This is a genomic window from Vibrio casei (assembly GCF_002218025.2).
Lineage (GTDB): Bacteria > Pseudomonadota > Gammaproteobacteria > Enterobacterales > Vibrionaceae > Vibrio > Vibrio casei.
The window spans coordinates 466174-484601 of record NZ_AP018680.1 but is presented as its reverse complement, the minus strand read 5'-3'; the positions used below and the strand labels follow the sequence as shown (position 1 = coordinate 484601).

Sequence of the window (18428 nt, the reverse complement as noted above, 5' to 3'; positions counted from 1 at the left end):
ACAATTAGCTATCAATAATTAGCTAAGATCATATCACAGCCTCAGTTTGGGAAGAAATTCTATCCATTAAACCACTGCTGCCATTGTTGCTTAATACATTGACGTTGTTCAACAAAACAGCTGTCATCCACATCAGCGTCTAAATTGAGTAGATTTCGATGATGTATTTCATCACGTAGGCATGTATAAGCCTCTATCAAATTCCGTGCGACTTCGTCTGTTATTAATCCCTGCTGAGCACAATTCTCCAAGATACGAACATTATCTGACCATACCGTTAATGGCGCTTTGTCATGGCTATGTTGCAATACTAAATATTGGACTAAAAATTCAATATCAGTAATGCCTCCTTTATCTTGTTTAAGCATAAAGCGCCCCGGTTTTTTAGCACTTAAATGGTCGCGCATTTTTTCACGCATTATCACAACATCATGTTTCAATTTATTTGGATCACGAGTTTGAGTCAGGACTTTTTCACGCGTGGTTTTGAAGGTTTTCCCTAACGGTTCGTCTGCATAAATTAAACGCGCTCTCACCAACGCTTGATGTTCCCAAGTCCACGCTTCCGTCAGTTGATATTCTTCAAATGCATCCGCAGCACAAGCCAGTAACCCAGATATACCAGAAGGACGTAAACGTGTATCGATGTCATATAATATGCCCGAAGGCGTTCGCGTTGAAAAAATATGCACAATTCGCTGAGCTAAACGAAGATAAAACTGGCGACCATCTATTTCTTTCTTCCCATCGGTATAAACATTATTAGGGCAATCATGCATAAAGACTACATCCAAATCCGAATTATAACCAAGCTCCCATCCACCAACTTTGCCATAACCGATAACCGCAAAGCCTTTTCCTTCTCGATCTTTCAAATGCGTTGGCTCACCGTATTTTTCCGTTAATTGCATCCACGCCTGCGACACCACTGCTTCCACAAAGGCTTCAGCTAAATAAGTTAAGTGATCACTAACTTTCATTACCGGTAATACGCCAGCGATATCAGCAGCCGCAATTCTCAACAAACAAATCTGCTTAAACTGCCGTAGTGCTTCCATTTGTTGCTCCATATCCTCTTCAGGAATACGGGCTAAGAAATCACGTAATTCGGTACGATAATCCTCTAAGGCTATCGGGTTATACAGTTGTTGAGGGTCAATAAGCTCATCCAATAAAATAGGATAACGGCCTAATTTCTCAGAAATCATGGGGCTTGCTGTACACAAACGAACCAATTGCTTCAAAGCCCCAGGGTGCTCTTCTAATAACTCTAAATACGTTGTGCGAGTCACTATATTATTCAGTAAGTGCAGAACGCGAGATAAACCAAACTGAGCATCTTTATGGGCAAATACCACATCAAAAACTTTAGGCATTAAGCGAACTAAGACTTCACGCCCCCTTGGTCCTAAGGTTTTTTTCGCTAAATCTTGCTTAAATTGAGCAATTACCGATGCAAGCTCTTCTGAGTTTTCAATGCCAACGTCTTGCTCTAGAATAGAGATTAAGACATCCGGTTGATTAGCCATATCCCAAAGCTCAGTATAATGTGCGGCAACCGGATTTTCAGGCTCATCTTCCTCACCAATCAAGTCAGTAAAGATCAAATGCACTTGTTCCATTTTATCAAAAGCAGCGGCTTTTAATTCCTCCCAACCGGTATAGGACATCGCATAAGCAAGGCGCTGTTGGTCAATCTCGCCATCAGGCAGGGTTTGCGTTTGCTTATCCCCAATAGCTTGCAATAGATTCTCAAGCTTTCTAAGGAAAAGATAAGCTTGACGCAAAGTATCAACATCTTGGTTTTCTAGTAACGCAAGTTCTTCAATAGCTTGAAGCGTTTGCAATAAACCTCGCCCTTGTAAACTTGGCTCTCGCCCTCCACGAATGAGCTGGAAAACTTGTACAATAAATTCAATTTCACGAATGCCGCCTGCCCCTAATTTAATATTATTGGTTAAGCCACGGCGTCTTACTTCTGAGCTGATCATCGATTTCATTCGACGTAAAGATTGAATGGCACTGAAATCAATGTAACGGCGAAATACAAATGGTCGCAACATTTGGCGTAGTTCTTGATATTGTGGATACATTTCGCATCCCATCACACGAGCCTTCACCATCGCATAGCGTTCCCAATCTCGACCTTGTTCTTGGTAATAATCTTCTAATGCAGAAAAGCTCATCACCAATGGACCGCTTTCTCCAAATGGACGAAGACGCATATCCACTCGATAGCAGAATCCATCAAAAGTCGCTTGATCTAAGGCTTTAATGACACGTTGACCGAGACGAGTAAAGAACTGAGCATTATCTAAACAGCGGCGCTTACCTTGAGTCTCACCATTTTCTGGATAGGTAAAAATAAGATCAATATCGGACGAAAAGTTCAGCTCTCCGCCTCCCAGCTTTCCCATACCAATAATCAGCATAGGTTGCGCTTCACCTTCTGCATTACAAGGTGTCCCCCATTCTTCACAACATACTGCGTATTGCCATTGATAGGCTTCAACAATCATGGCTTCCGCTAGCTCAGATAAGTGCTTCAAACTTTCTTCCAATGACCATAATTGTAGAAAATCACGCCAAGCGATCACCACCATTTCTTGACGGCGAAACAACCGTAATTGATGAAGAAAATCTTCTTCATTCGAACAACAAGAAAAACGCTCAAGCAATTCGGTTCTATAGTGTTTATAACGATGCTCAATCGATAATAATTGTGGTAAATGCCCACATAAGCCTTCATCACATAATAATGATTCGGCAATAAAATCACTTAATCCTAATACTTGTTCCAATTGCTCCCGACATTCATTGGACCATTGCGCTATTTCAGATGAATGTCGCTCAAGCAATACATTTAATTCAATCTGAGAACGTTCTTGTAACTGAATAGGTAAGCTCATTTGGATTCCTTGTTTCATTGATATTCCATTACCTGCCTGTAGAGGCTTTCTTCCGTTGTGACGGGAGCAAGGCATTCATACTTGATGGATTGTTCGTCTGTTGGTTGATGCATGCGAACATGATAAAATAGTGGGCCACCAGTCGTTATTTATATCTAACGAAACAATACTCTACTCTGTTTTACCATTGGATGTTAGTTGAAAAAACGCATTGAGATCTCGTTTAATAATAAGGAAGCATAATGAAGAGTTTGTATAGCGAAACCGACTTTAAACCCATGAGTTTAATGTCTTTGCTTCTTTCCTTTATCTCTTTAGTTATTGTTTTTTATTTACTGTTTACCCCTCTATCAGCTGAAACTCGCCATACTTTGGTGGCAATTGATACGATAATTTGTTGTTTATTCTTATTTCAACTTTCTATTGATTGTTATCGTTCTAATAATCGTCTCCATTATTTAAAGTCTCATTGGATCGATATCGCAGCCAGTATTCCTGCCATTGAGGTTTTACGCTTTGCTCGACTACTGCATATTATTCGGATTATTTTAATTTTTAGAAATGGCGAATACTTCCTAAAGCAAATCAAGAAAAATCGTAAAGAAGCCACGCTAGCCACCATTTTTACTTTACTGATTATTCTTGTCAGTACGGGATCGAGTATGATGTTAATGCTTGAACGCCATGCAATAGATAGCAATATCACCAATGCTGCTGATGCTTTATGGTGGAGTTTGGTCACGATTTCTACGGTTGGATATGGGGATCACTACCCCGTTACTTTTGCCGGAAAAATATTAGCATCAGGAATGATCATTTGCGGGGTTGGAATTTTCGGTATGGTCTCTGGTTTAATCACCTCAATCGTCACTTCACCTCATAAACATGATCATAACAATCACGATACCAAGCATCTTGCGGAATTAATTGAACAGCAGAAAAAAATGATGGACAAAATAGATCAATTAGAACAACTGTTACAACAAAACGCTGACCATAAAAAAGGAACCCAGTGATCCCTTTTTTGGTCAACGTAAACTAGAAGATGTTGAACATAACGGGTTATTAACTATGCCAATATGGTTGAAGTTCTGTGCAGCGTGCGCGGGTTTGCTCCATAGCATGTAAAATCGATACTTCTTGCCTGCGAATCCAACGTTCAAGTTGATCTTGTTGATCCGGCTCCAAGTCTTCATGCAGTAACTGTAATGGCATAAGACAAAGTAAATCCTCAATCCCTTCAAGTAGATCAACCCACGGCAATCGGAATTTAGTCCTCAGCTCTAAATCAAATAAAGAAGCAAACGCTAAACCCGTGTACAAATTACGCTTCAGGAGTGTTTGTTGGTCAATATAGTCTTGACGAGAAAACTCACGTTCAACTGGAAATATTTCAATTAACTCTGCCCAGCTACGATCCAACTGCTTAATCGCAAAAGGTTTTACATCTTCCATCATTTTCCCTCTTGCTTTTTCATCGAGGAATGGCTGCCAACCGCGAGATAAAATCCAACGGCTCAGATCAAGTAACATGGCAGTATAACGAGCAGACTCAAACAAACGGATCATAGACTCACGAGACGGTAATACTTCTTTTTGCTGATTCAATGCAAGGACTAATTGTTTTTGGCAATCAAGCTTTCTTAGTGTGTATCCTCTATCTTCGGTTAAATCATTTAAAAATTGTAATTGTTTAATCCAAGATAATTCTTCTTCTAGCCACTTAAACTCTTGGCGCAATAAAGAACTTGCTCGACGCGGAATAATGCCACCATAAACATAAAATAATTGACGGGTAAAACCAATGGCATAATCTATTTGTTCAAGTGCTTCGACAGACTCACATTCGGTATAAAGTTGTTCATGATAATGCCAATGAGATAGCCCATGCTCCAACGACTGAATAAAGCATTCTTCAACGGTTTGTTTTGGTTCTGTACTCACTAAATCAAAATGCAATACAGGATCGGACACATGATTTTGCGCTAAACGATAACCTCTTGCCGCTTTACTTAAGTTACCAAGACGCATCCCACCTTGATCTGACAATATTCTAGCCAAAGTAAATAAAGATTCGGTTTGCCCTGATTTCAGTTCAAGCTCCACCTCACAAATAGGACTTTGTTGATCTCCAGCAATCACGACACCTTGATCGAAAGCAACTTCAATATGGCTGCCATCTGGCATACTTAACAACCATTGTTCACGCTGAAAGTTTGTTGAAAATAGAGGTGCAATTTCTTGTTGTAAAACTTGCACATCTCGCTCTGATGGCCAAATATCATCAGGATGAAGAAAAAGATTCGGTTCATTACTATTATGTTCAGCATTGTATTCAGGCCGTTGATGAAGTCCAGCAACTACACGACCTGAGGTTTTGACTGTTTGTACGAACACATCATCACTTCGACGAATACGTAAGCCAATATCATGCTTACGTAACCAGTGATCTGGTGTATCAAAATAAGTATTGCCTAAATCTTTGCAGCTATGCTGTAAAACTTTGGTGTCGGCAATCTTTTGTTTTAAAATATCTGAGAAGTCAGGTGAAACAAAAAACTTCAGTTCTATCTCGGTTTCCATGCTGATACCTGTAGTGAATGACTGTGAAAGCATATTGTGGAATTGAGTGCTGAGCAAGAAAGAAATAACGACTTAATCATGATCTAAAACAGTAGGAATGGCCGTAAGATTAAGTTAACATGCGCGACTTTGTAGCACTGTCCAGCATTTGAGCGATACTTAATGATCAAATGTCCTATGGGTTCTATTTTTTTTGTAGGTTGAATAACCATGCCAGTAAATACAATAATGGGGTTGTTTGCAAAGTCCCCTATTAAGCCTTTGCAAGAGCACGTTGTTTGTGTGAACGAATGCTGTTCACATCTTATCCCTTTCTTTGAAGTTTGCGCAGAAGGCAATTGGGAAGAAGCGAATCGTATTCGTGAAACCATTTCTCGCCTTGAACGTGAAGCCGACTCTCTAAAAAGAGAAATTCGTCTTAAGTTACCTCGCGGACTTTTCATGCCAGTCGACCGTACTGACATGCTTGAATTACTTACCCAACAAGACAAACTTGCTAACCTTGCTAAAGACATTGCAGGCCGTGTCATTGGTCGTAAGTTAGAAATTCCTTCATCGATGCAAGAAGCATTTGCAGCTTATGTCGTACGCTGCCTTGATGCAGCACTTCAGGCGCAAAAGGTCATTCATGAACTTGATGAATTACTTGAAACCGGCTTTAAAGGCCGAGAAGTTACGCTTGTTGCTGAAATGATCAACCAATTAGATGAAATTGAAGACGACACTGACACGATGCAAATCGATTTACGTCAGCAGTTGATGGAAGTGGAATCAAAATATAACCCAATAGACATTGTATTTTTATACAAAATTCTTGAATGGGTTGGTGGAATCGCCGATCAAGCACAACGCGTAGGTGCTCGTTTGGAAGTCATGTTGTCTCGTTCATAACGTTCAAGTCAACGAAAGTAAATAAAGACAGTAATAAATAACTGGTGTGGTAAGTGTGGGGTGTGACTCCCTGCTTTCTGCTTACCCAAATTGTTATCTCAAAAACTAGGTATTACGATGGATATCCTCGCAAACTACGGCACTATTTTAATTATAGTTGCAGCGTTATTTGGTTTCCTAATGGCTATTGGTATTGGTGCAAATGATGTTGCCAATGCAATGGGCACATCTGTTGGCTCAAAAGCGCTAACCGTAAAACAAGCAATATTCATTGCTATGATCTTCGAATTTGCTGGCGCATATTTAGCTGGCGGTGAAGTAACCGACACCATTCGAAAAGGTGTTATTGACACGTCTTATTACACAACACAACCAGACGTTTTAGTCTACGGTATGATGTCGGCGCTGTTAGCCGCCGGTACATGGTTATTACTGGCATCCTATATGGGTTGGCCAGTATCAACAACACACTCTATCATTGGTGCTATTATCGGCTTTGCTTGTGTATCCGTAGGAACAGAAGGCGTTGACTGGCATTCTGTTCAAGGTATTGTTGGCAGTTGGATAGTTACCCCATTCATTGCCGGTATTTTTGCTTACGGGATATTTGTCAGTGCGCAACGACTGATATTTGATACCGAAAACCCAGTTGTTAATGCCAAACGTTTTGTGCCTGTTTACATGTTTATCACAACAATGGTGATCGCTCTGGTAACCATCAAAAAAGGTCTTAAGCACGTTGGGCTGCATTTAACGCACAGTGAAGCTTGGGTCTATTCGGCATTAGTTTCCGCAATTGTTATGTTCTGTGGTTACCTATACATCAATAGAAAATTTGCTGACCAAAAAGAAGATCACAGCTTTGCTGGTGTAGAAAGCATTTTTAGTGTTCTTATGGTTATTACCGCTTGTGCAATGGCGTTTGCGCATGGCTCTAACGATGTTGCCAATGCTATCGGTCCTTTGTCTGCGGTTGTATCAACCGTACAAAACATGGGCGCCTTAACCACTCAAAGTGCTATCGCTTGGTGGATTCTTCCTCTTGGTGGTATTGGTATTGTGGTTGGTCTTGCAACCATGGGCCACAAAGTAATGGCAACCGTTGGTACGGGGATTACCGAGCTAACGCCTAGTCGTGGTTTTGCAGCTCAACTTGCGACGGCAACAACCGTAGTATTAGCATCAGGCACTGGATTACCTATTTCAACGACACAAACATTAGTAGGTGCCGTTTTAGGGGTTGGTTTTGCTCGAGGTATCGCAGCACTAAACCTAGGTGTGGTTCGTAACATTGTGGCCTCCTGGATTATTACTTTACCAGCAGGTGCCGTTCTGTCTATCGTATTCTTCTACGCGATTCAGGCCATATTTGCTTAAGCAAAATAGAAATAAATACTAGGTAACGGCACTCTGTCAAAGCCGTGTCATAATTATTACCTAGAAGTAAAAATAGGGAGCGAAAGCTCCCTATTTTGTTGCACCTTACCGTTAAACTTCTTACTATTCATTCATATCTTTTTGGGGTTTACGAGATTTAATCGTAAAACGTATAGTGCCAAGTTATACCTATCCCCTAGTTTTACACCTATTAAAAGGGACTAAATGTGAAAAAGCTTCTTTGCTTAGTACTATTGGCATGTTTTTTTGCTCCAATGACATATGCACGCGACTCTTATATTTCAGATAAACTATTCACTTATGTTCATTCTGGCCCTAGCAATGATTATCGAATCATTGGCAGTGTGGATGCCGGTGAGCCTATCAGAGTTTTATCTCGTAATAAGGCGAGTGGATTTACACAAATAATAGACAGTAAAGGCCGTAAAGGTTGGGTAGAAAGTAAATATATTACTCAAGATGTCAGTATGTCGATCCGTCTTCCTGAGATAGAAAAAGAGTTAGCCACCGTAAAAGAACAATTAAGTAATGCTCGTCAAACCTCTGACACGGAAAAAGCAGGATTAGTCAGTTCATTAGAATTAAGTAAACAACAAATTACTGATTTAGAGACCAACTACCGTGATATCAATCAACAACTCACAACCTCTCAAGAAGAAGTTCGTGAATTACGAGCTAAAATTGATACTCAAAAAGAAGACTTATTAATGCGTTACTTCATGTATGGTGGTGGCGTTGCAGGTCTTGGTTTGCTATTTGGTTTAGTTTTACCTCATCTTATTCCTCGCCGTAAGAAGAACAATGGTGGTTGGGCATAAAACCCACGATCTCAACGTTAACCTTATTTAGGACAGGACAGTCGTAAAATAAAAAACGTGCATTTGAAATGCACGTTTTTTATTCTTTCAATATACGGTTCAAGCGTTAGAAGTTATTTCTCAGCTTCCATCTGTGCCTTATCCACAACATGATTTTCACCAATATCTTTTGGCAGAACAAGGTTTAGAACAATCGCCACAATGCCACATAAACTTACCCCTTGAAGGCTAAATTCACCAATACCAAATGCCATTCCACCAATACCAAAAACTAACGTAACCGCCACAATCACTAAGTTACGTGACTTATGTAAATCCACTTGATTTTTAATTAGGGTATTTAAGCCAACCACCGCAATAGAGCCAAACAATAAAATCATAATACCCCCCATTACAGGAACAGGAATCGTTTGCAGTATCGCACCGAGCTTACCGACAAAAGCCAACACTAAAGCCGTCACCGCTGCCCAAGTCATGATCACCGGGTTAAAAGCTTTCGTTAGCATCACAGCGCCCGTCACTTCAGAATAAGTGGTATTTGGTGGAGCACCAAATAGTGCAGCAGCCATAGTGGCAACGCCGTCTCCTGTCATGGTACGGTGTAGTCCAGGTTTTTTCAGGTAATCTTTATTCGTCACATTTGAAATAGCGAGAATATCCCCGACATGCTCAACAGCAGGTGCAATCGCAACTGGGATCATAAACAACACAGCGTTAATATTAAATTCAGGAAAGGTAAAGTTAGGAAACGCAATCCATGATGCCTGCTGCACCGGCGTGAAGTCGACTACCCCAAAAAATAAACTCACCACATAACCTGAAATAATGCCGCCTAAAATAGGCATTAATCGAAAGAAACCTTTCCCCAAGACGCTCAAGGCAATGGTCACTAATAGAGAAACGGCTGAAATCCATAATGCAGCATCATGAGCAACAATCTGAATTCCACCATCACCACTTTTGCCTAATGCCATATTGACAGCTGCAGGTGCTAAACCTAAGCCTATCACCATGATCACAGGGCCAACCACAACCGGTGGTAGCAGCTTATGAATAAAGCCAACGCCACGAACTTTAATCACCGTACCAAGAACCACATATACTGCGCCGGCCATCATTAAGCCCCCCATAGTACTGGCTACCCCCCACGCTTGGATGCCATACATAATCGGAGCAATAAAAGCGAAAGAAGATGCAAGAAAAATGGGAACACTTCGCTTTGTAATAACCTGAAAGATTAAGGTACCAATACCTGCCCCAAACAATGCAACACTTGGATCTAATCCTGTGAGTAAAGGCACTAAAACTAATGCGCCAAATGCCACAAATAGCATTTGAGCACCCTGTAAAATCTGCAACATACCGCATCCCTCTATAAAAAAACAAACGGTCGAAGTCTAGCACTAAAATTGTAAGCAAACATGGTGTTTATTGAATAATCAACATCAAAAGGAGATCGATTGCATGAACGACTTCATCGTAATGTCATTAATCAACCAATAAAAAAGGAGTGGTCATTGACCACCCACTTCTAAGCTCCATTTTTTATCTTAAATAAACTTAACCTTTCCACTCATACAAAGCAGGAACTTGAATCGATTGCCCGCCAAACTGAATAACCAAACTGCCAGGTAAAATCTGTTCAAGTTGAACACTATCACCAATAATCCAGTCACCTTCATGTGCTTCCTTGCCATTCACTTTGACCCAACGGCGGCTAGATTGTGAAGAATACATATGAGTTTCAAAGTCCATTTCAGGCAAATGCCCATAATACTGCTTTTCATTTCCGACCAAATTTATTGTATTTTTAGGGATTGGAATTACGTTTGATGTTTGAGCTTTTTTTCTCGCAGAAGCTGGAGAATCTAATGCTAATTTAAAACGCTCTGCCAATTCAGGAGAAACACCGGATAAATCCAATTCACTCACCCCCCAGTCGCTATTGGGATCATCCATATTAATTTGATCGGTTTTTATGATTGTCCCACCATCTGAACGAATCGAATCATTATTACTTTTCTTCGTGACAAGACCTGAAGAGGTGTTAGATGATGCTGGCTTAGGCGCCACGACAACCTTAGCTGCGGGTAAGGTTTTTGTTGCCACAATATCAGGGTAAGGTAATAAGAGACTATACTCTTTTTTGCTTTCAATCACCTCGACCTCTGCTATATCAGTTTCGACTAAACCACTTTGAGGCTTATTTTTGGTTACCTGTTCAACAAACAGCACTGGTTTATTTATCTTTTGGTGATAAAACAAAAACGCGAGGACCAACAAAATCGGCGCACAAATCACTAGCACAATCAGCCCTTGATTAAACGACTTAGGTTGCTTGTAATGCTGATATCCACTTGAGGATTTAGGCATCGATTGCGCTTGATAAGCTTGCTCTGATTGCTGTAAAGCTTTCATAACTTCTGACATTATTTATTTACCCCACTGTCTTGTTTCGCCACAATCACAGGGGCGTTTTCATTCACATAACTATCTAACAGCATGAGTGTTTCTTTACCAGCAATACCATCCACATTGATCCCTTGCCACATTTGAAAGGCTTCCACTTTAGCCTTCACTGTTTGATCAAAGCGATCTTTAGTACCTAAAGGCTCACCAAGAACTTGAGATAATGAACGATTCAATTTAACAACTTCATCACCTTGCGAATGAAGTTTCAAGGTTTGTCCCGCCATGTCACTGTGCCACAAAAGTTGGTATTCACCAGTCCAGTGTTGCTTCAACCACTCAATAGGCACTTCGACTCGCTTACCTGCCAATAATAATTGAGCATGGCTATCCGTCAGACGATACAATACCGAAAAATACGTTCTATATTGATCTTGTAACGTCAACATCGCAGGGCGATTAATGATCGCTAAATTAGAAATATTACCGCTTTGCTGATAACAATATAATTCACCTCTTTCTGCATCTCGGCAATTCGCTTCATGGCTAGAGACTTGATAGCCCCATAAAGAAAACAATGTTTGCATTGCTACAATAGGATTATGACTTTGGTAAACAAAAGGCAATATCACTTCATCAACACGGGATAAATCATCCTCTTTACTTACACCTGCTGTCGGCAAACTTTGGCGATGTTCTGATATCTGGTTCATCAATGTTGGCGAGTCCACCGACAAAGATTCAGAAGAATCAACCTCAGACAACACTCTATGCTCAGAAGAAACAGTATTAACTTCTGATATGAATTCCGGCACTGATATAAACCGTGGCACAACAATCCAAGCACCAACAGCTAACGCAATACCAATAGCAAGACTTAAAAGGTAAGGCACCGCTGGTTTTAAAAAGCTATCAGGAGAATGCACGCCACTGTGTGCAAGGGGGTTATGACTGCCTATCGGTCGCTGAAACGTCATAATATCTTCACAAGCTTTGTCTGCGATGTCACCAGAAACTGATGCTTCACCACCGTAATAAGCATAAAGCATACACTTATCACACACTAAGTTAATCAACCTAGGAACACCTTGAGTATGCTTTGCAATCAGCTTTATCGCTTTCCCTGAAAACACATCATAACGACACCCTGCCACTTGCAATCTAAATTGAATGTATTGAGCCACTTCTTGAGAGGTTAATGGCAATAGATGATATCGCCCTGTAATACGTTGTGCTAACTGTCTCAATTCTTCCGTTTGTAACTTGTATTGTAATTCAGGCTGCCCTATCAATAGCACTCGTAACAATTTTTGACTTTCTGTCTCAAGATTAGTCAATAAACGTAATTGCTCCAAAACATCTGCCGATAAGTGCTGGGCTTCATCGATTAGCAGTAAAGTTTGTATCCCTTGAGCATGATTATTAAGTAAGTATTGATAAATCGATTGGGTCAATGTCTTCAAACTAGCTGGCGTTTGATACTCAATAGAAAATTCATCACAAATCGATTCAAGCAATTCAGTGCTGGTATAGGTCGGATTAAGAATAAGACCAGTTTTTATATTGGCATCTAAAACTGATAATAACGCTTTAGATACGGTTGTTTTTCCAGTGCCAACCTCTCCCGTTAATAAAGCAAATCCACCACCGCCACCAAGTCCAGCTTGGAGATGATTCATCGCCTCACGGTGCCTTGCACTCAAAAATATATATCGAGAGCTCGGTACAATAGTAAATGGTAATTCAGATAGGCCAAAAAAATCCTTGTACATGCTTAACTCTCAAATCGTCAGTGGTATTGATTTCTATCAACAGGGCGCTCAGATAACGTGAGTATAAAGTACACCAATCAAGGTGGCATTTATACCCACAAAGCGTGGCGCACTCAGTGTTTCTTGATAGAATGCTTCACAGTTTTATTCCAAATAAATCTAGGCTGGAATAATCAATCGGCTTTAGGGCAATGAAAGTAGGGAAAAATGTGCAAATATTTCTAGTAGGCGGCGCAGTCAGAGATCAATTATTAGGCATCCCAAGTCACGATAAAGACTGGGTTGTCGTTGGCGGTAGCCCTGAATCCATGCTAGAGCAAGGTTTTCGTTCTGTAGGGCAAGATTTCCCCGTTTTCCTTCACGCTAAAACACAAGAAGAATATGCTCTTGCCCGCACAGAACGCAAAACAGGCCAAGGCTATAATGGGTTTGAGTGCTTTTATGCGCCAGATGTCACTTTAGACGAAGATTTGGCTCGTCGAGATTTAACCATTAATGCGATAGCGCAAAGCAAAGACGGAACATTGCATGACCCTTATCATGGGCAAAAAGATCTTCAACAACGAGTTTTACGTCATGTTTCCCCTGCCTTCAGCGAAGATCCACTAAGAGTATTACGAGTAGCTCGATTTGCCGCTAAATTGGCCTCTTTTCATTTCAAAATTGCTCCAGAAACCATGCAACTAATGAAAGAAATTGTGGTCAGTGGTGAGCTTGAACATCTTACCGCAGAACGTGTTTGGCAAGAATGGCATAAATCATTAACCACTTCTGCACCGCATATTTTCCTCCAAGTATTAAGGCAATGTGGTGCGCTCAACGTTATCCTACCAGAAATCAATGCTTTATTTGGTGTGCCTCAACCAGAAAAATGGCATCCAGAAATTGATACTGGAATACACACCTTAATGGTGGCAGAGCAAGCTTCTACTCTCAGTAGTGAAGTAAGTGTTCGCTTCGCCGCACAAGTCCACGACTTAGGAAAAGGCGTTACCCCTGAAACCGAATGGCCAAGCCACAAAATGCACTGTCACACGGGAATTAAACTCATAAAACAACTATGCAGTCGAATAAAGGTGCCTAATGATTGTCGAGATTTAGCCTTGTTGGTTTGCCAACATCACTCCAATGTCCATCGAGCATCGGAACTAAAGCCGGCCACCGTGCTCAAATTGCTCAACCAAATAGATGCGTGGAGAAAGCCCACACGCTTTGAACAAATATTATTATGCTGTCAAGCCGATCATCAAGGTCGTAAGGGATTGGAACATTTACCTTATTTACCCAAAATGATAATGAATGCATACTACCAAGCCGCGAATGCTATCGATGTTCAAAGTATTATTTCGCAAGGCTTTAGTGGTAAAGCAATTCGTGACGAATTAGATAATCAAAGAATAAAGGCGATAGCCAAATGTAAAAATTTGTTGGTCACAAGTAAAAAAAACCACGACTTATAGCGGTTAAATATTGATAAACCTATTTATGCAGGCATGATACATGGCGATTTTAACCATCAATTTACCGAGTCACACCTCTGATATTGTTAAAATATCGGAAACTTAACGATAGGAAAACCATTTGCAATGACCATTTTCGATGCCATCATTTTGGGAATAATTGAAGGGATTACTGAATTTCTTCCAATTTCATCTACCGGGCACATGATTATCGCGGGTAATTGGCTAGGAATAGCGGATACCGATACCAACCAAGCATTTGAAGTGATCATTCAAGTCGCAGCAATCTTAGCGGTGATCGCTAATTATAAAGAAAAATTTCATCCTAAATATTTTTCGCTTTGGGTCAAAGTTGCCGTAGCATTTTTGCCTATCGGCATTATTGGTTTCTTAATGAGTGATATTGTGAAGGCCTTATTCAGTGTCACGATTGTAGGCATCATGTTTATTGTTGGCGGTATTATCTTCATTGCAGTCGAACGGTTTTATAAAGAGGAAACCTGCCCCACGACCGATGTGAATGACGTTTCAATGAAGCAAGCATTATGGATTGGCTTTGCTCAAATATTTGCACTGGTACCCGGTACAAGCCGAGCAGGTGCTACGATCATTGGAGCTATGTTGGTGGGTTTAAATCGTAAAACCTGTGCTGAATTTTCATTCTTATTGGGATTACCTGTATTAATGGCTGCATCAGGTTATGACTTATTAAAGCACTATCAAGATTTTACCAGTGCCGATTTCCTTAACCTTGCCGTTGGTTTTGTCACCGCCTTTATCGTTGCGTATTTTGTGATTAAATGGTTTATCAGCTTCTTAGCAAAATTCACTTTTGTTAGCTTTGGTATTTATAGAATTATCTTTGGCTTACTGTTACTCGTGATGGCGTGGGGTTAATCTTTACTCACCGTCAATAATATCAAATCAATCACGATACTTCAGGTAAGGCGCTTATCAAAAGGCCTTACCTTAATCATGGTTCTTGGTATTAAAAGTAAACGCCACCAGCGTTAAAGTGCCTTTAGATTCTAGAGATTGCCAAACTTGCCGAATACTGCGTCCATCACTGGGAATAATATAATCAGGGCACAATTCCAATAAAGGTTTTGCAACAAATTCATACGTAAAAATATCATGTCGAGGCACTATCGGGTCTGAGGAAGAAACCGCATCACCAAATAACAAAATATCTAAATCTAATGTGCGGTCTTGAAATTTCTGAGCATTAGCTGCTCTTCCCCATCTCAACTCAATCTCTTTTAATCGTCGCTGTAATTCCACCAAAGAGAGCTCAGTCACTAACTCGAAGACCATATTATAAAAGGCGTGGCTATCAAACCCAATGGGTTGACACTCATAAACACAAGAAGCTCGTACTGAGCCTATTTTATGCAGCTCTTGATACGCTGCCTGAATATGTTTTTCTCGCTCAAGATTACTGCCTACACCTATGTACGCTAAAGTCACATTTGACCTCGTTCAATAATCACTCCGACCCCTTTAGCTTGAGGTACAGCACCTGGCTTAATCAAATGAATTTTCACCCAAGGCACTGAAAAAGTTTGCATGACAAGCTCGGCTACTTCTTCGGCAACACGTTCAACCAATTGAAAGTGACCATTTTCAATATGAGATAATATGGCTTGACTCACTTGAGCATAATCCAGCGCATCGTTGACATCATCACTTTTTGCCGCAGGGCGGTTATCATGAGCCATTTCAATATTCAGCACTAATTTCTGCTTAATACCCTGCTCCCAATCATAAGCACCAATCGTGGTGATCACTTCTAATTGTTCAATAAATACCTTGTCCAATACCATGTTACTTCCTTAATAATTCCTTATGAATCGTTTCTCATCTCATCCTAATGGACGAAAGGTGCGCGACAGATCAGTGATAAAAGTTAAGTGCTGATTAATTTCTTAGATTACGACTCATCGGATACCCAAGTCGAAGAAAAACACGTAATATGCTCGAAATATACTATATAGCTAAGTAACACACTACCACCAAGGAAGACCATGAGCATTTTGGTACTCGTAATGATCATTTTTGCCTATTTACTCGGATCGATTTCGAGTGCAGTGCTGATCTGCCGAGTTTGCCGACTACCAGACCCTAGGTTGCAAGGTTCTAAAAACCCAGGGGCGACTAATGTTTTAAGAGTCGGTGGGAAAGGGGCTGCTATTGCGGTTTTATTGTGTGACATCCTGAAAGGAATGATCCCCGTTTGGCTTAGCTATTTCTTTGGTATTACACCATTAATGCTTGGTTTCATTGGTGTGGCGGCATGCCTTGGGCATATTTATCCTATTTTTTTCCATTTTAAAGGTGGAAAAGGTGTCGCAACGGCAGTCGGAACCATGGCACCAATAGGCTTCGATCTAACGGGCATGGTCATGATGACTTGGCTTGTTACCTTTTTATTGAGTCGCTATTCTTCTCTTGCAGCGGTTGTCACTTCACTGCTTGCGCCATTTTATACATGGATGATCAAGCCCCAATACACCATCCCAGTTGCAATGTTATCTTGCTTGATTATTTTCCGTCATTATTCCAACATCAAACGACTTATTGAAGGCAATGAACCCAAAATAAAATCAAAAAAAGCCTCTCAATCTAATTCGAAATAAACGCTATCTTTTTCATACAAAAAAACGGCAATCAGTTAAGGTTACCGTTTTATATCTGCATCGGCTTACACTAACATAGCTTAGTCAGTGATCGGCTCAAGTTGATCTATGGGCCAACGCGGTTGCGCTTGTACAGAAAGATCCGTCATCTCACCGTTTCGTAAACGCTGCATGCCAGCATATGCAATCATTGCACCATTATCGGTACAAAACTCTGTGCGCGGGTAGTACACAGCGCCGCCAACTTTCTGTGCCAATGCCTCTAATGATAAACGCAGCTGCTTGTTAGCACTGACTCCACCAGCAATCACGATACGCTTTAGCCCTGTTTGCTCTAATGCTCGACGGCATTTAATGGCTAAAGTATCACATACCGCCTCTTGAAATGCATAAGCGATATCTGCTCGAGTTTGATCGTCATTGTCATTATCTCGAATCGTATTCGCCGCAAAAGTTTTTAAACCTGAAAAGCTAAAATCTAATCCTGGGCGGTCTGTCATTGGACGAGGGAACTTAAAGCGCCCCTTAGTACCTTTTTCTGCTAAACGGGATAACAGAGGCCCCCCTGGGTAATCTAATCCCATTAATTTAGCCGTTTTATCGAATGCTTCGCCAGCTGCATCATCAATCGACTCGCCTAAAATTTTATATTCTCCAATCGCTTTCACTTCCACCATCATGGTATGTCCGCCAGACACAAGTAATGCCACAAATGGAAATGGAGGTGGGTTATCTTCTAACATCGGTGCTAATAAATGCCCTTCCATATGATGAACCGGTACAGCTGGCACACCCCAAGCATAAGCTAAACTACGGCCAATCGTAGCACCAACCAATAACGCCCCCACTAAACCTGGGCCAGCGGTATACGCTACTCCATCGATGTCTTTCGAGGTTAAACCCGCTTCAGCTAAAGCCGCTTTAATCAAAGGAATGGTTTTTTTTACGTGATCACGAGAAGCCAGTTCAGGCACAACACCACCGTAATCTGCATGTAACTTAACTTGGCTGTATAATTGATGAGACAACAAGCCTTTTTCTTCATCGAAAATAGCAATACCTGTCTCATCACAAGAAGTTTCAATACCTAAAATGCGCATAATATTCTCACGACAGAATCTGTCGATTAGTTGATTTTTATTTAATTGAGCGTAATCTTACCGCCTCGGAAAAAATTTAACCAGATCTTACCTTGATAATGCTTTACAAATGGGTATTGATCGGATTAAAATTCCGCACCATTTTTGATCTAGCTGATTAATATCCACTCTAACTTTTTTAGAGGCGATTTAAAAATCAGCATTAATGAATAACCCCTGAGGTGAAAGGCATATGCCAGTAGTTAAAGTACGTGATAACGAACCGTTTGACGTAGCATTACGTCGTTTCAAGCGCTCTTGCGAAAAAGCAGGTGTTCTTTCTGAAGTGCGTCGTCGTGAGCATTACGAAAAACCAACAACTGTACGTAAACGCGCTAAAGCAGCAGCTCAAAAGCGTCATGCTAAGAAGCTAGCTCGCGAAAACGCTCGTCGCGTTCGCTTGTACTAATAAC

At 40.8% G+C, this 18428-nt stretch carries 16 protein-coding genes; 8 read left to right on the top strand and 8 right to left on the bottom strand.

Annotated elements, in window-relative coordinates; all coding sequences use genetic code 11:
* Positions 1 to 59 precede the first annotated feature (59 nt).
* Positions 60 to 2909, bottom strand: coding sequence for a bifunctional [glutamate--ammonia ligase]-adenylyl-L-tyrosine phosphorylase/[glutamate--ammonia-ligase] adenylyltransferase (glnE, locus tag VCASEI_RS02385; protein ID WP_086960855.1), 2850 nt, complete (start codon positions 2907 to 2909; stop codon positions 60 to 62).
* Between the two features lie 239 nt (positions 2910 to 3148).
* On the opposite strand from glnE, the gene VCASEI_RS02380 reads away from it, so the two are divergent.
* Positions 3149 to 3925, top strand: a complete 777-nt coding sequence (locus VCASEI_RS02380; RefSeq protein ID WP_374700993.1) for a potassium channel family protein — start codon at positions 3149 to 3151, stop codon at positions 3923 to 3925.
* 49 nt (positions 3926 to 3974) lie between these two features.
* Here VCASEI_RS02380 and VCASEI_RS02375 read toward each other — a convergent pair whose 3' ends face one another.
* The gene (locus VCASEI_RS02375) at positions 3975 to 5492 is read right to left on the bottom strand and encodes a CYTH and CHAD domain-containing protein (RefSeq protein WP_086960798.1); all 1518 of its coding nucleotides are present in this window, start codon (positions 5490 to 5492) and stop codon (positions 3975 to 3977) included.
* A 210-nt stretch (positions 5493 to 5702) separates the two neighbouring features.
* On the opposite strand from VCASEI_RS02375, the gene VCASEI_RS02370 reads away from it, so the two are divergent.
* From VCASEI_RS02370 to VCASEI_RS02360, 3 genes are all read left to right on the top strand, one after another.
* Positions 5703 to 6383, top strand: a complete 681-nt coding sequence (locus VCASEI_RS02370) for a TIGR00153 family protein (RefSeq protein ID WP_086960800.1) — start codon at positions 5703 to 5705, stop codon at positions 6381 to 6383.
* A 117-nt stretch (positions 6384 to 6500) separates the two neighbouring features.
* A complete protein-coding gene (locus tag VCASEI_RS02365; RefSeq protein ID WP_086960802.1) occupies positions 6501 to 7760 on the top strand; it encodes an inorganic phosphate transporter in 1260 nt (419 codons plus the stop codon).
* 227 nt (positions 7761 to 7987) lie between these two features.
* A complete protein-coding gene (locus VCASEI_RS02360) occupies positions 7988 to 8599 on the top strand; it encodes a TIGR04211 family SH3 domain-containing protein (RefSeq protein ID WP_086960804.1) in 612 nt (203 codons plus the stop codon).
* Between the two features lie 113 nt (positions 8600 to 8712).
* Here VCASEI_RS02360 and VCASEI_RS02355 read toward each other — a convergent pair whose 3' ends face one another.
* The 3 genes from VCASEI_RS02355 to VCASEI_RS02345 form a co-directional block, all read right to left on the bottom strand.
* Positions 8713 to 9960 (bottom strand): uracil-xanthine permease family protein, encoded by a 1248-nt coding sequence (locus VCASEI_RS02355; RefSeq protein ID WP_086960806.1) that lies wholly within the window; start codon positions 9958 to 9960, stop codon positions 8713 to 8715.
* 199 nt (positions 9961 to 10159) lie between these two features.
* On the bottom strand, positions 10160 to 11029 hold the full coding sequence (locus VCASEI_RS02350; protein WP_086960808.1) for a general secretion pathway protein GspB: 870 nt from the start codon (positions 11027 to 11029) through the stop codon (positions 10160 to 10162).
* Positions 11029 to 12780, bottom strand: a complete 1752-nt coding sequence (locus tag VCASEI_RS02345) for an ExeA family protein (RefSeq protein WP_089110589.1) — start codon at positions 12778 to 12780, stop codon at positions 11029 to 11031. The genes VCASEI_RS02350 and VCASEI_RS02345 overlap by 1 nt, the downstream gene beginning before the upstream one ends.
* A gap of 191 nt (positions 12781 to 12971) precedes the next feature.
* Here VCASEI_RS02345 and VCASEI_RS02340 point away from each other — a divergent pair, with 191 nt between their 5' ends.
* Positions 12972 to 14240, top strand: a complete 1269-nt coding sequence (locus VCASEI_RS02340) for a multifunctional CCA addition/repair protein (protein WP_089110590.1) — start codon at positions 12972 to 12974, stop codon at positions 14238 to 14240.
* Between the two features lie 126 nt (positions 14241 to 14366).
* Positions 14367 to 15137: an undecaprenyl-diphosphate phosphatase gene (locus VCASEI_RS02335; protein ID WP_086960814.1), complete on the top strand. Its 771-nt coding sequence runs from the start codon at positions 14367 to 14369 to the stop codon at positions 15135 to 15137.
* Between the two features lie 72 nt (positions 15138 to 15209).
* Here the strand turns inward: VCASEI_RS02335 and folK are convergent, their stop codons facing one another.
* On the bottom strand, positions 15210 to 15707 hold the full coding sequence (gene folK / locus VCASEI_RS02330) for a 2-amino-4-hydroxy-6-hydroxymethyldihydropteridine diphosphokinase (RefSeq protein ID WP_086960816.1): 498 nt from the start codon (positions 15705 to 15707) through the stop codon (positions 15210 to 15212).
* On the bottom strand, positions 15704 to 16063 hold the full coding sequence (folB, locus tag VCASEI_RS02325) for a dihydroneopterin aldolase (protein ID WP_086960818.1): 360 nt from the start codon (positions 16061 to 16063) through the stop codon (positions 15704 to 15706). Before folB ends, folK begins: the two co-directional genes overlap by 4 nt.
* A gap of 201 nt (positions 16064 to 16264) precedes the next feature.
* Here folB and plsY point away from each other — a divergent pair, with 201 nt between their 5' ends.
* A complete protein-coding gene (gene plsY, locus VCASEI_RS02320; RefSeq protein WP_086960820.1) occupies positions 16265 to 16876 on the top strand; it encodes a glycerol-3-phosphate 1-O-acyltransferase PlsY in 612 nt (203 codons plus the stop codon).
* 80 nt (positions 16877 to 16956) lie between these two features.
* Here the strand turns inward: plsY and tsaD are convergent, their stop codons facing one another.
* Entirely contained in the window at positions 16957 to 17976 is a 1020-nt protein-coding gene (tsaD, locus tag VCASEI_RS02315) for a tRNA (adenosine(37)-N6)-threonylcarbamoyltransferase complex transferase subunit TsaD (RefSeq protein WP_086960821.1), read from the bottom strand.
* Positions 17977 to 18208: 232 nt separating this feature from the next.
* On the opposite strand from tsaD, the gene rpsU reads away from it, so the two are divergent.
* Positions 18209 to 18424, top strand: coding sequence for a 30S ribosomal protein S21 (rpsU, locus tag VCASEI_RS02310; protein WP_017024921.1), 216 nt, complete (start codon positions 18209 to 18211; stop codon positions 18422 to 18424).
* Positions 18425 to 18428 lie beyond the last annotated feature (4 nt).